General features: G+C 74.6%; 12 protein-coding genes and 1 pseudogene. 5 read left to right on the top strand and 8 right to left on the bottom strand.

Annotation, left to right across the window (positions count from 1 at the left end; genetic code table 11):
• Window positions 1–28: 28 nt before the first annotated feature.
• Entirely contained in the window at window positions 29–565 is a 537-nt protein-coding gene (locus tag ACFW47_RS17160) for an AAA family ATPase (RefSeq protein ID WP_386276641.1), read from the top strand.
• 86 nt (window positions 566–651) lie between these two features.
• Complete coding sequence (locus ACFW47_RS17155) at window positions 652–996, top strand: hypothetical protein (protein ID WP_386276639.1); 345 nt, start codon at window positions 652–654, stop codon at window positions 994–996.
• Between the two features lie 22 nt (window positions 997–1,018).
• On the opposite strand, the gene ACFW47_RS17150 is transcribed toward ACFW47_RS17155, so the two are convergent.
• Window positions 1,019–2,416, bottom strand: coding sequence for an FAD-dependent oxidoreductase (locus ACFW47_RS17150; protein ID WP_386276636.1), 1,398 nt, complete (start codon window positions 2,414–2,416; stop codon window positions 1,019–1,021).
• 27 nt (window positions 2,417–2,443) lie between these two features.
• Window positions 2,444–3,442: a DUF4349 domain-containing protein gene (locus ACFW47_RS17145; RefSeq protein ID WP_386276634.1), complete on the bottom strand. Its 999-nt coding sequence runs from the start codon at window positions 3,440–3,442 to the stop codon at window positions 2,444–2,446.
• 372 nt (window positions 3,443–3,814) lie between these two features.
• Here ACFW47_RS17145 and hemG point away from each other — a divergent pair, with 372 nt between their 5' ends.
• Complete coding sequence (gene hemG, locus ACFW47_RS17140) at window positions 3,815–5,293, top strand: protoporphyrinogen oxidase (protein WP_386306177.1); 1,479 nt, start codon at window positions 3,815–3,817, stop codon at window positions 5,291–5,293.
• A gap of 4 nt (window positions 5,294–5,297) precedes the next feature.
• On the top strand, window positions 5,298–6,029 hold the full coding sequence (gene hemQ / locus ACFW47_RS17135) for a hydrogen peroxide-dependent heme synthase (RefSeq protein WP_272588179.1): 732 nt from the start codon (window positions 5,298–5,300) through the stop codon (window positions 6,027–6,029).
• 82 nt (window positions 6,030–6,111) lie between these two features.
• On the opposite strand, the gene ACFW47_RS17130 is transcribed toward hemQ, so the two are convergent.
• The 6 genes from ACFW47_RS17130 to ACFW47_RS17105 all read right to left on the bottom strand — a co-directional run bounded on the left by ACFW47_RS17130 (window position 6,112) and on the right by ACFW47_RS17105 (window position 11,866).
• On the bottom strand, window positions 6,112–7,695 hold the full coding sequence (locus tag ACFW47_RS17130; RefSeq protein WP_386306176.1) for an alpha/beta hydrolase: 1,584 nt from the start codon (window positions 7,693–7,695) through the stop codon (window positions 6,112–6,114).
• Window positions 7,696–7,809: 114 nt separating this feature from the next.
• The gene (locus ACFW47_RS17125; protein WP_386276626.1) at window positions 7,810–8,604 is read right to left on the bottom strand and encodes a TIGR04222 domain-containing membrane protein; all 795 of its coding nucleotides are present in this window, start codon (window positions 8,602–8,604) and stop codon (window positions 7,810–7,812) included.
• A 95-nt stretch (window positions 8,605–8,699) separates the two neighbouring features.
• On the bottom strand, window positions 8,700–10,055 hold the full coding sequence (locus tag ACFW47_RS17120; protein ID WP_386306175.1) for a DUF692 domain-containing protein: 1,356 nt from the start codon (window positions 10,053–10,055) through the stop codon (window positions 8,700–8,702).
• Window positions 10,056–10,168: 113 nt separating this feature from the next.
• On the bottom strand, window positions 10,169–10,741 hold the full coding sequence (locus ACFW47_RS17115; protein WP_386306174.1) for a GNAT family N-acetyltransferase: 573 nt from the start codon (window positions 10,739–10,741) through the stop codon (window positions 10,169–10,171).
• A 67-nt stretch (window positions 10,742–10,808) separates the two neighbouring features.
• A complete protein-coding gene (locus tag ACFW47_RS17110) occupies window positions 10,809–10,973 on the bottom strand; it encodes a hypothetical protein (RefSeq protein WP_386276620.1) in 165 nt (54 codons plus the stop codon).
• 173 nt (window positions 10,974–11,146) lie between these two features.
• The gene (locus tag ACFW47_RS17105) at window positions 11,147–11,866 is read right to left on the bottom strand and encodes a peptidyl-tRNA hydrolase (RefSeq protein WP_386276618.1); all 720 of its coding nucleotides are present in this window, start codon (window positions 11,864–11,866) and stop codon (window positions 11,147–11,149) included.
• 43 nt (window positions 11,867–11,909) lie between these two features.
• Between ACFW47_RS17105 and ACFW47_RS17100 the strand changes: the two are divergent.
• Window positions 11,910–12,169: pseudogene (locus ACFW47_RS17100) on the top strand (ABC transporter ATP-binding protein); the annotation flags it as partial.
• Between the last annotated feature and the right edge of the window lie 7 nt (window positions 12,170–12,176).

Genomic DNA, 12,176 nt, shown 5'->3' with positions numbered 1-12,176 from the left:
CGATGGAGGACAAGGAGAGAGCGATCCCATGATCATCTGGATCAACGGGGCTTTCGGCAGCGGCAAGACCACCCTGGTCGCCGAGTTGCGCGACCGCCTGCCGACGGCCCTGGTGTTCGACCCCGAGGCGGTGGGGGACCTGCTCGGCAGCATCGTGAGCTCGCCGTCGGGAGACTTCCAGGACATCCCCCTGTGGCGCACCGAGGTCGCGGCCATCGCCGCCGGCCTGGTGCTCCAGTACCGGCGTCCGTTGCTCGTCCCGATGACGCTGGTGGAGAAGGAGTACGTGACGGAGATCTTCGGCCTGCTCGAAGAGGCCGCCGTCCGAGTCGAGCACTTCTTCATCGACGTCCCCGCGGAGGTCCTGGCGGCACGTATCGACGGGCGGACCGAGCGCCCGGAAGACCCCGAGGCCGAAGCGGCCAGCCGAACCTGGTGCAAGCGGCAGATCCAGCCCTGCATCCGGAAGGCGCGCGAACTGCCCGCATCGGTGGTGCGTCTCGACGGTGAGAAGCCGGCCGGCGCCCTCGCGGACGAGATCCTCGAAAGGGTGGGCGGCGGCTGAACGCCGCGGTCCCGCCGTGCGTATGTCCCCTCAACCGCCCGCGGCCCGGGGAAGGCGGGACGCGGGGACGACGTGAGGAACTGGCGATGAACGAACGGGTCACAGCGGCTCCCGCGATGCACGCCCTGCCCGACGGCGAGGCCGAGGTCGCCCTCGTGCTGCGGCTGCCCTGGGAGGACGTCGCCCGGCTCGGGCAGGAGGCCGGGCGGCTGGCGGCGCAGATGCAGCGGCCGGTGACGCTGGACGAGGCGGTCAGTCACCGGCTGCGCTCCGCGCGGGGTGCCGCGCACGCCAGACCGGCCGGCGAGCAGCCGCCCGCGGTGGGCGCCCCCGCCACGACGACTGCCCCGGCCTCGGTGTCGTCCCTGCCCTCGCGGCCCCCGGCCGAGCAGGCGCGGCAGGCCATCGACCGGATCAACGGGACGGCGTGAGCGGCCCCACGGACGCGCTGCGTCAGCTCTCCCGCTCCACCGCCCGCGCCGCCTTGCGGGCGGCCACCAGCACGGGGTCCCACACCGGTGAGAACGGCGGCGCGTAGCCGAGGTCCAGGGCCGTCATCCGCTCCACCGTCATCCCGGCCGTGAGGGCCACCGCGGCGACGTCGACCCGCTTGCCCGCGCCCTCGCGGCCGACGATCTGCACGCCGAGCAGCCGCCCGGTGCGCCGTTCGGCGAGCATCTTCACCGTCATGGGGGAGGCGCCCGGGTAGTAGCCGGCGCGGCTGGTGGACTCGACGGTGACCGTCACGAACCGCAGCCCCGCCCGCAGCGCGTCCTTCTCGCGCAGCCCGGTCCGCGCGATCTCCAGGTCGCAGACCTTGCTGACCGCGGTGCCCACCACGCCGGGGAAGGTGGCGTAACCCCCGCCCGCGTTGGTGCCGATCACCTGGCCGTGCTTGTTGGCGTGGGTGCCGAGCGGGATGTGCCGCTCCTGGCCGGAGACCAGGTCCAGGACCTCCACGCAGTCGCCGCCCGCCCAGATGTTCTCGTGCCCGCGCACCCGCATGGCCAGGTCGGTCAGCAGCCCGCCGTGGGCGCCCAGCGGCAGCCCGGCGGCCTCGGCGAGCGAGGTCTCGGGGCGTACGCCGATGCCGAGGACCACCACGTCCGCCGGGTACTCGGCGTCCGCGGTGACCACCGCGCGGACCCGGCCGTCGTCGCCGGTGAGCACCTCGGTGACCTCGGCGCCGTTCACCATGGTGATGCCGAGGCCCTCCATCGCCTCGTGCACCATGCGGCCCATGTCCGGGTCGAGGGTCGACATCGGCTCCCGGCCGCGGTTGACCACCGTGACCTCGTATCCGCGGTTGATGAGGGCTTCGGCCATCTCCACGCCGATGTACCCGGCGCCGACGACCACCGCGCGGCGGCCGCGCGTGCGGGCCAGCGTGTCGAGCAGCGCCTGCCCGTCGTCCAGCGTCTGCACCCCGTGCACGCCGGGCGCGTCGACGCCCGGCATCCGGGGGCGGATCGGGTGCGCGCCGGTGCCGATGACGAGCTTGTCGTACGACGTCCAGGACTCCGCCCCCGAATCGACGTCACGCGCGCGTACCCGCCCGCCCGCTACGTCGATCTCCGTGACCTCGGTCCGCATCCGCAGGTCGATGTCCCGCGCGCGGTGCTCCTTCGGCGTCCGGGCGATCAGCTCGTCCCGGTCGGTCACGTCGCCGCCGACCCAGTACGGGATGCCGCACGCCGAGAACGAACTGAAGTGGCCGCGCTCGAACGCCACGATCTCCAGCTCGTCCGGGCCCTTCAGCCGGCGGGCCTGTGACGCCGCGGACATCCCCGCGGCGTCACCGCCGATCACGACCAGTCGCTCTCTCGTACCGCCCGCAGCGCTCATGTTCATGCGAACACGCTACGGGGGCGGGGCATTTCAGTCCCGCCCGCCGGGCTCCTCGCGCGGCGTGCCCTCGGGGGCCGGCCGGGCCGTCGGCAGCGGGGCCGAGGCGACGGAGGGCGTGGTCGTGGGCGACGCGGGCACCGGTGCAGTCCGGCGCGGCAGCCGGGGCCGCACCACCCGCAGCCACAGGAGGACGAGCAGCGCCGCCACCGCGGCGAAGGGCAGCACCGCGCCCACCGCCACCGCCAGCCAGCGCAGCATCGTCACGAAGGCGTCCCAGCCGCCGGCCAGCGCGTCCGTGAATCCGGGGTCGTCGTCCTTCTCCGCCCGTTCCACCGGCGTTTCGGACAGGGAGAGGGTGATGGTGGCCAGGCTGGTGCGGTCCTTGAGGGACGCCTGCTGGGCCAGCAGTGCCTCCAGTTCCGCCTGACGGCTGCTCAGCTCGCCCTCCAGCGTCACCACGTCGCTCAGCTTCGTCGCCCGGTCCATCAGCTCGCGCACCCGGATGACGCTGGCGCGCTGCGACTTGATCCGGCTCTCCACGTCGACGACCTGGCCGGTGACGTCCTCCGCCTTCGCGCTGCGGTCGAGCAGCTTCCCGGTGCCCTCCAGGTCGTCCAGGACGTCCTGGTAGGAGTCGACGGGCACGCGCAGTACGACCCGGGTCCGTTCGCGGCCCTCCCCGTCCCGTCGGGTGGTCTCGTCGCCCACGTAGCCGCCGGCGTTCTCGGTCGTGGCGCGGGCCTGGCCGAGGGCCTTGGGGACGTCCTCGACCTGCACGGTCAGTGAGGCGGTGCGGATGACGTGGCTCGCGGCGGCCTTCGGCTCCTTCGCCCCGCCACCTTCCGCCCGGCCGCCCTCGGCACCCTGCCGGTCGCTCACCCCCGACGGGGCGGCCTCCTTGGCGGCACTGTCCGCGCCGCTCCCGGCGGAGTCGTCGCCCCCCGCGCTGCAACCGGTGAGCGCCAGGGCCGCCGCCAGCAGGACGGCGGCCAGCGCCGGAACGGGACGTAGGGAACGTGGTGTGCGCATATGGACCCCCGAGAATGTCGGTACGACTGTCGTTCCTACGACGCGGCAACGGGCCCCGGGGTCGGCGCGAAACGGTCCCGAACAGGTCACGGTCCGGACTCGCCATCCCGCGCCCGGCTCCTGTGCCGCGCCATCCCGCGCCCGGCTCCTGTGCCGCGCCATCCCGCGCCCGACCCCGCGCCGGGCCGTCTGTGCCACGCGTCGCGCCGGGTTTCCGTGTTCCTCGTCCGGCTCCGTGTCATGTGCGGGTTCGCGTCCCACGCCTGCCGCGCCTCGCGTCGGCTCCCGCCCTCGCCCCCAGCCGCGCCCCCGCGCCGTCCCCGCCCCGGTCCCGCACCCCGCGCTGTCAGTGAGGTCTGAGACGCTGGAGGCATGAGCGCAACGGAGAACTCCGCGGGTGGGACGCCCGAGGACGCGGGGCAGGTTGTCGTCGTCGGAGGCGGAATCGCCGGGCTGGCCGCCGCCCACCGGCTGCTGGAGCGGGGCGCGCGGGTGACCGTGCTGGAGGCGTCGGACCGTGTCGGCGGCAAGCTGCTGGCCGGCGAGATCGCCGGCGTGCGCGTCGACCTCGGCGCCGAGTCCATGCTGGCCCGCCGCCCCGAGGCCGTCGGCCTGGCCCGCGAGGTGGGACTCGCCGACCGCCTCCAGCCGCCGGCCACCGCGTCGGCCTCCCTGTGGACCCGCGGCGCCCTGCGCCCCATGCCCAAGGGCCACGTCATGGGCGTGCCCGGTACCGCCGCCGCCCTGTCCGGAGTCCTCTCCGAGGAGGGCCTGGCCCGCATCGAGCGCGACGCGGAGCTTCCCCGCACCGAGGTCGGTGACGACGTGGCGGTGGGGGAGTACGTGGCGGCGCGCCTGGGCCGCGAGGTCGTCGACCGCCTCGTCGAACCGCTGCTGGGCGGCGTCTACGCGGGCGACGCCTACCGCCTCTCCCTGCGTTCGGCCGTGCCCCAGCTCTTCGAGGCCGCCCGCACGCACACCTCCCTGACCGAGGCGGTGCGCGCGATCCAGGGCCGGACGGCCACCGCACCCGCGACCGGCCCGGTGTTCATGGGCGTCGAGGGCGGCGTCGGCACCCTCCCGCTCGCGGTCGCGGAGTCGGTGCGCGCGCGGGGCGGCGAAATCGTCACCGGCGCGCCCGTGACGGAGCTGCGCCGCACCGCCGACGACGGCTGGCGCGTCACCGCCGCCGACCGGGTGCTGCACGCCGACGCGGTCGTCGTCGCCCTCCCCGCCCGCCCCGCCGCCGAGCTGCTGCGCGCCGAGGCCCCCGCCGCCGCGGCCGAGCTGACCGGGGTGGAGTACGCGTCCATGGCCTTGATCACCCTCGCGTACCGCCGCGCGGACGCCGCCGCCCTCCCGGAGGGCAGCGGCTTCCTCGTGCCGCCGGTCGACGGCCGCACCATCAAGGCGTCCACCTTCGCCTCCCGCAAGTGGGGCTGGATCGACGCCGAGGACCCCGGCGTGGTCGTCCTGCGCACCTCCGTGGGCCGGTACGGCGAGACGGAGGTCCTCGGCCGCGACGACGCCGGCCTCGTCGACGTCTCCCGGCGTGACCTGGAGCAGGCCACCGGACTGGCCGCCGCCCCCCTCGCCACCCGCGTCACCCGCTGGCAGGACGGCCTGCCCCAGTACCCCGTCGGCCACCACGCGCGCGTGACCCGCGTCCGCGAACACGTGGCGAAGCTCCCCGGCCTCGCCGTGTGCGGCGCCGCCTACGACGGCGTCGGCATCCCGGCGAGCATCGCGAGCGCGTACGCCGCCGTCGACCAGATCCACGGCGACCTGCGCGGTGTGGAGGAGCTCACCGCCCACCCGGTGCGGAGTCTGCACGGCGGAGCGGGAGAATAGGGTCATGAGTGACGACGCCTCCACCCCCGCCGCCGAGCGGATCCCCAACAAGGGCAAGCTGGCCAAGGACCTCAACGAGGTCATCCGCTACACCCTCTGGTCCGTCTTCAAGCTGAAGGACACCCTCCCGGAGGACCGCGCCGGGTACGCCGACGAGGTCCAGGAGCTGTTCGACCAGCTCGCCGCCAAGGACGTGACGATCCGCGGCACCTACGACCTGTCCGGTCTGCGCGCGGACGCCGACCTCATGATCTGGTGGCACGCCGAGACCGCCGACCAGCTCCAGGAGGCGTACAACCTCTTCCGCCGCACCAGGCTCGGCCGCGCGCTGGAGCCCGTCTGGTCGAACATGGCGCTGCACCGCCCCGCCGAGTTCAACCGTTCGCACATCCCGGCCTTCCTGGCCGACGAGACGCCGCGCAACTACATCAGCGTCTACCCGTTCGTGCGCTCCTACGACTGGTACCTGCTGCCCGACGAGGACCGCCGCCGCATGCTCGCCGACCACGGCAAGATGGCCCGCGGCTACCCGGACGTGCGCGCCAACACCGTCGCCTCGTTCTCGCTGGGCGACTACGAGTGGATCCTCGCCTTCGAGGCCGACGAACTGCACCGCATCGTCGACCTCATGCGCCACCTGCGTGCCTCCGAGGCCCGCATGCACGTCCGCGAGGAGGTCCCGTTCTTCACCGGGCGGCGCAAGGACCTCGGTGAGCTGGTGGCCGGACTGGCCTAGGGCCTGTCCGGCGGATCATCCCGCGGACGCGGGGCCCGGCAAGGCGCGTCAGCTCCCTGCGGCCTGATCCGCCGGACAGACCTCAGTCGGCCCTGGGCTCCGGTTCCGGGCGCGGGGCGCACGACGTGCCCCGCGCCGGGAGGCGGCCGTCCAGCAGGTAGGCCTCCAGGTGCGCGTTGACGCACGCGTTCGGCCCGCCGCCGACGCCGTGCGTCCCGGCGTCCCGCTCGGTCACCAGCACCGCCCCCGAAAGCCGCCGGCGCAGCTCCAGCGCCCCCTCGTACGGGGTCGCCGCGTCGCGTTCCGCGGCCAGGACCAGCGTGGGCGGCAGCTCGCCCGGCGCGGTGCGCACGTCGAGGGGCTCCTGCCGGGGCGCCTGCCAGTAGGCGCACGGCAGGTTCGTCCACACGTTGTCCCACGTCTCGAAGGGCGCCCGCCGGGCCAGCCGCGTGTTGTCCCGGTCCCAGACCTCGAAGTCCGTCGGCCAGGGCGCGTCGTTGCACTCGACGGCCGTGTACACCGCGTTGGAGTTCTCCGCCGCGGCCGCGCCCTCCTCGGTCCGCGTCCCCGCCTGGTCGATCAGCGGCTGCGGATCGCCCTTCAGATAGGCCGACAGCGCCTCGGCGCGGTGCGGCCAGTAGTCGTCGTAGTACCCGGCCTTCAGAAACGCCCCCTGCAACTGCGCGGGCCCCACCGTCCCGCCCGCGGGCTGAGCCGCGAGCCGCTCGCTCGCCTTCTCGTAGCTGTTCTGGACCTCCCTCGGCGAGTCCCCGAGCCCGTACACGGCGTGGTGCTCGGCGATCCACTCCTTGAAGTCCGTCCAGCGGTCCTCGAACGCCTCGGACTGCTCCAGGTTGTTGCGGTACCAGATCCCCTCGGGATCGGGGTTCACCACGGAGTCGAACACCATCCGCCGCACCCGCGAGGGGAACAGCTCGGCGTACAGCGCCCCGAGGTACGTGCCGTACGACGCTCCCATGAACGTCAGCCCCTCCTCGCCCAGCGCGGCCCGCACGACCTCCAGGTCCCGGGCGTTGTTGAGGGAGTGGTAGTGCCGCAGCGCGTCCCCGGACCGTTCGGCGCAGCCACGCGCGTACGCCTCGGCCTCGGCGGCGCGCTGCTCCTTGTACGCGTCCGAGGGCCGCGTCGGTGCCGGTCGGGGGCCCTTGAAGAAGTCCCCGGGCTCCTGGCACGACAGCGGCGCGGAGGGCGCGACCCCGCGCGGGGCGTACCCGACGAGGTCGTACGCGGCGGCGATCCGCTTCCACTCGGGCACCATGCCGACCAGCGGGAAGTACAGCCCCGAGGCGCCCGGACCACCGGGGTTGTAGAGGAGCGCGCCCTGTCCGGGAACCTCGCGCCGCTCGTCGTCCGGGTCCTTGTGGGTGGCCCGCACCCGGCTGACGGTGAGTTCGATCCGCTTGCCGTCGGGGTGCGCGTAGTCCAGGGGCACGGTGACCGTGCCGCAGCGCACGGCGGCCGGCAGTTCCTCCGCCTTCGGGCACCTGCCGAACTCGATGCCGGCCGCTGCCGCGCGCCCGGCGGCCACGGCGGTGCCGCGCGCCTCGGCGGTTCCGGGGCGGCCCGGTGCCCCCTCGGCCGGAGCGGCGGCGAGGGTGGTCAGCAGCAAGGACCCGGCGGCCGAGTAGAGGGCGGCAGCTCGCATCGCGTATCCCTTCGGTGCACGGCATGACACAAGGGATGTTTGGTACGGCGGCCAGGGGAGGCAAGCACCGCCCCCGGGTGTCGGCGCCCAGTGCCTCCGTACGCCCCCGGCGCGTCAGCCCTGGCGCTCCCGGTACTCCTCGGCACGGCGCTCGCGATGGGCGAAGGCCGCGCGCAGGTCCGGTTCGCCGATCGCGTGCACGCCGCGCACGGCGACCGAGGTCAGGTACGTACGGTCGTCCGCCGAGCCGTCGGCCTTCCGGACCAGGGCGCCGATCATCCGCTGCCCGGCCGGGGAGGCCCAGCGCGAGTACGGGTGGACCTCCATCCGCGTGATGGCGAGGCACCCCAGGGTCAGGGTGAGCGGCAGCGCGAACCACAGGGCGATCAGCGGGCGCGGCTGGTCCACGGGCAGCGGCAGGACCAGCGCGGCGGCGCCCAGCGCGACCACGGTGACGGCGGCGACCCGCACCCGCTGGACGCCGGCCGCGACGCCCCGGGAGTCGTCCGGCACGGCGAGACCGGCCCGGACCAGCCGGTCGGCCAGCCCCCGCACCGCGTCGGCGGCGGCTGCGGTGGCCCGCACCGGCGCTATCCGGGACTGCCCCTCGGGCCCTATCGCCCCTATCACCGACCGCTCCATCTCGTCCCGCCCGCACGGGTCGACGACGGTCGCCCAGCCGGTGTGCGCGAGCAGCAGCCGCCGCTGGCGTGCCATGGAGACCAGCGTCAGGTCGGCGACCCTCCGGGGACCGCCCGCCAGGAACGCCGCCTCGTACAGCGTCAGCGCGTGCTCCCGGTCGACGGCGTGCGGGGCGTCGGCCGCCGCGCGCACGGCGGCCAGGCACAGCCGCAGGCACGCCAGACCGGCGACGGCCCAGGCCGGCAGGAGGAGAAGGACCCAGAACATGCCGTACTTCTATGCCAAAGGCTTTCGCCGGCGCCATGCCCTGTTCACATTTCGGGACGCAGTGTTGTGGGTATGTGACGTTCCGTTTGTCCAGGTCAGGCTCGGTCCGATGCGGTCCGGCGGCGCAGCAGCGCCCGCCCGGTCGCGCGCGCCCACCGCGCCCCGGGACGCCGTGAACGCGGCACCGGCCCCTCGCGCTCCAGCCACCACTTACTCAACCCACGTCGCACCGCCTCGTCCTTCGGGAGCCCCTTCCGCAGCAGGTGCTCGGCGAAATCGAGGGCGTCGCGGCGGTAGCCGCCGGTCATCGGCCGCCGCTGGGCGTAGGACAGGAAGGCCGGCCGGTATCCCGTGCCGAGGATCACCGGCAGTTCGGGCGCGACCTTCGCGACCACGTCCGCCCGCTTCCCGGCGAGCGCCCGCGCCTGCACGCCCAGCCGTACCCGGTCGAACCCCTCGGGCACGGGCGTCCCGGCGACCAGCGCGGACAGCAGCGCTGCCTGCGCGAGGGCCAGCCGCTGCCGTACGGAGTCCCCGGCGCCGGCCGCGTCCCGCGCGGGTCCGGTCGCGAGGGGCGCGGCAGCCCGCCTCCCGACGACGGGTGCGCCCGCCGCGGCCCGCCCCTTCGCCACGGCGGCGCGGACCGCCGCGACCTCGCCCTCCAGCTCCTCGGCGGCGGGGAAGTTCTCGTCGCGCTCCAGCAGGACGCCCGGCGGCGCCACCCGTGAGGCGAGGTCGGTCAGGATGTCGAGCACCGGCTGCGCGACGGGATGCGCGTGACTGTCGTGCCACACGCCGTCCCGTTCGAAGCCGCCCGCGACGTGGACGTACGCGATGGCCTCCAGGGGCAGTTCGCCGAGCGCGTCGGCCGGGTCCTCCCCGCGGTTGACGTGGTTGGTGTGCAGGTTCGCCACGTCGATCAGCAGCCGCACCCCCGTCCGGTCGGCCAGCTCGTACAGGAACTGGCCCTCCGTCATCTCCTCGCCGGGCCAGGCGAGGAGCGCGGCGATGTTCTCCACGGCGAGCGGCACGGGCAGCGCGTCCTGCGCGATGCGCACGTTCTCGCACAGCACGTCGAGGGCGTCGCGGGTGCGCGGCACGGGCAGCAGGTGCCCCGCCTCCAGCCGCTGCGAGGCGGTCAGGGGGCCGCCCGCCCGGACGAACGCGATGTGCTCGGTCACCAGCGGCGACCCCAGCGCCTCGGCCCGCTCGGCCAGCGCCGCGAGCCGCCCCGCGTCCGGCCGTTCGGCGCCGCCGAGCCCGAGCGAGACCCCGTGCGGCACCACGGTCACCCCGCGCTCGCGCAGCCGGACCAGGGACTCGGGCAGGTGCCCGGGGCAGAGGTTCTCGGACACGGCCTCGACCCAGTCGATGCCGGGCATCGCCTCGACGGCACCGGCGATCTCCGGACGCCACCCGACACCGGTGCCCAGCCGTGCCGTTCGCTCCATGGTTCCGTCCCCCTCCTGCCGGTATGCCGGAGGTATCGCCCACCGCGCCCGGACCGAACCCCGGGGACGGCATGTTCAGAGCAACATCTGAGGTTCGGCCAGGGCGCCGGGCGTCAGCGCAGGTCGAGCCGCATCAGCACCCGGGGGTGCCCGGCCAGCACCGAGGTGGTGTCGGCGGCGTGGACGAAACCGGCGCGCTCGAAGTTCTTCCGGATTCCGGCGTACGCCATGGTCAGGTCGACCCTGGCGTCCCCGCTGTCCAGCGGATACGCCTCGACCGCCGGAGCGCCCCGCGAGCGGGCGAGGTCGACCGCCCCGGCGATGAGGGCGTGCGAGATCCCCTGCTTGCGGTGACCGGGCCGTACCCGGACGCACCACAACGACCAGACCGGCAGGTCGTCCACGTGCGGGATCTTGCGGTTGCGGGCGAAGGAGGTGTCCGCGCGCGGCGCCACGGCGGCCCATCCGACCGGCTCGTCACCGTCGTAGGCGAGCACGCCCGGGGGCGGCCCCTTGCGGCACAGCTCGGCGACGTAGGCGCCGCGGGCCGGGCCGCGCAGTTCGTTGTTGACCTTGGAGGGGACGCGGTAGCTCAGGCACCAGCAGACGTTCGCCTGAGGGGACTTCGGGCCGAGCACCGCACGGACGTCCTCGAAGACCGAGGCCGGGCGGACTTCGATGGTCATGGCACCACGATGCCACGGCGCACGGTGCGACGTCCCGGAGCCGGCCGCCGTCAGCCCGGAAGGACGGTCAGCCCGGGAAGACGGCGTTGTGGATCTCGGAGAGCCGCGGTTCGGCGTCCGGGAAGCCGGCCGCCTCGGTGGCGGGGAGGATGACCGGCAGACAGGCCTCCAGGGCTTCCCTGGACTCCCACACGTCCACCACGCGCAGGCCGTCCGCCGTGACGACGGCCATGTGGCCGAGCAGGCCGCCGGGGCGGGGCGCCCGGAGCGGGTTCCTGCGGTCTCCTGGACCTCGTCGTACTGCTCGGCGGTGACACCGGGATACTCGATCTCCATCAGAAGTGCCATACCGCCACATGACGACCAGGCCGTGCGCCCTGCTTCCCGACGGACCGGCCTCCTCGCCTACCGCAACGCGGGGTGGTCCGCCACCACGGTGCACGACCCCGGCGCGATCTCCGTGTACCCGGCGTCGCGGACCACCGGCAGACCGCTCGTCGTGAGGGCCCGCCAGCGGTCCCGGTCCGGGGTGCGCACCGCCAGCGGGTAGCCCGCGTCCCGCCAGGCGGCCCGGCCCGCGTCGTCCAGTTCCCACCAGGCGAGCTGCGCGCCGTGCCCCGCCTGGGCCATCGCCTTGCCGGCCGACATGTCCAGGTCCGGGTTCATCCACAGCACCGGCGCGGAGAGGCCGGCGTCGACCGGCGGCTCCGGGTCGTCGAGGTCGGTGCCCGAGACCTGGAGGCGGGCCAGGTCCTTGGGCCAGCCGTCCAGCGGGACCGGCGGGAAGACCCGTACCTCCGCCGTCTTCCCGGTGACCGTGATGCCGGGGAGGGCTTCGGCCCGCCGCCACTCGGCGCCGCGCGCCCGCCGCACGACCTTGCGGATGCGCGCGTCCTGCCAGTCCCGCATCGCCCGGGCCCACTCGCCGTCGCCGGTGGACCGCTCGTCGCCCAGCATCACCAGCACCGCCCGGGCCGCGGTCTCCAGCGCGTCGGTACGTGACGGCGGTGCCGCCCGCTCGATGCGGACGACCAGCGGCAGGACGAACTGCGGCGCGAGGTCGCGGTCGCCGGGCTCGGGACGGAAGGGGCTGTCGGGGACGGGCGTCGTCGCGTCGTTGCTCACGAACACAGTCTGCCAAGCCGTGCGGACGCGAGAGGATGACCCCGTGCGAAGCGGGCTACGGCTGGACGCGATGGGCCGCCGCCACGGCCTGAGCGGGTCCTGGGTGCCGCGCGGCGTCGACCTGAGCCTGCCGCCCGGCACCCTGGTCCGGACCGAGGGTGCCAACGGCACCGGCAAGTCGACCCTGCCACGCCTGGCATCGACGCCCCCACGGAGGGCCGGATCACCGGCCGGCCGCGCACGGCCTACGTCCCCGAGCGCTTCCCGCCCGCCCCGCCCTTCACCGCCGCCGCCCGGCTCAGCTCGCGCA

It is taken from the genome of Streptomyces sp. NPDC058796 (genome assembly GCF_042745235.1).
GTDB lineage: Bacteria > Actinomycetota > Actinomycetes > Streptomycetales > Streptomycetaceae > Streptomyces.
This window is presented reverse-complemented; position numbering and strand designations above follow the sequence as displayed.

What these genes read in the sequence shown, in the direction of transcription:
- hemG (WP_386306177.1), top strand. Translation starts at nt 3,815, where the DNA reads ATGAGCGCAACGGAGAACTCCGCGGGTGGGACGCCCGAGGACGCGGGG.
- ACFW47_RS17130 (WP_386306176.1), bottom strand. Translation starts at nt 7,695, where the DNA reads ATGCGAGCTGCCGCCCTCTACTCGGCCGCCGGGTCCTTGCTGCTGACC.
- ACFW47_RS17150 (WP_386276636.1), bottom strand. Translation starts at nt 2,416, where the DNA reads ATGAACATGAGCGCTGCGGGCGGTACGAGAGAGCGACTGGTCGTGATC.
- ACFW47_RS17115 (WP_386306174.1), bottom strand. Translation starts at nt 10,741, where the DNA reads ATGACCATCGAAGTCCGCCCGGCCTCGGTCTTCGAGGACGTCCGTGCG.
- ACFW47_RS17145 (WP_386276634.1), bottom strand. Translation starts at nt 3,442, where the DNA reads ATGCGCACACCACGTTCCCTACGTCCCGTTCCGGCGCTGGCCGCCGTC.
- ACFW47_RS17120 (WP_386306175.1), bottom strand. Translation starts at nt 10,055, where the DNA reads ATGGAGCGAACGGCACGGCTGGGCACCGGTGTCGGGTGGCGTCCGGAG.
- hemQ (WP_272588179.1), top strand. Translation starts at nt 5,298, where the DNA reads ATGAGTGACGACGCCTCCACCCCCGCCGCCGAGCGGATCCCCAACAAG.
- ACFW47_RS17125 (WP_386276626.1), bottom strand. Translation starts at nt 8,604, where the DNA reads ATGTTCTGGGTCCTTCTCCTCCTGCCGGCCTGGGCCGTCGCCGGTCTG.
- ACFW47_RS17110 (WP_386276620.1), bottom strand. Translation starts at nt 10,973, where the DNA reads ATGGCCGTCGTCACGGCGGACGGCCTGCGCGTGGTGGACGTGTGGGAG.
- ACFW47_RS17155 (WP_386276639.1), top strand. Translation starts at nt 652, where the DNA reads ATGAACGAACGGGTCACAGCGGCTCCCGCGATGCACGCCCTGCCCGAC.
- ACFW47_RS17160 (WP_386276641.1), top strand. Translation starts at nt 29, where the DNA reads ATGATCATCTGGATCAACGGGGCTTTCGGCAGCGGCAAGACCACCCTG.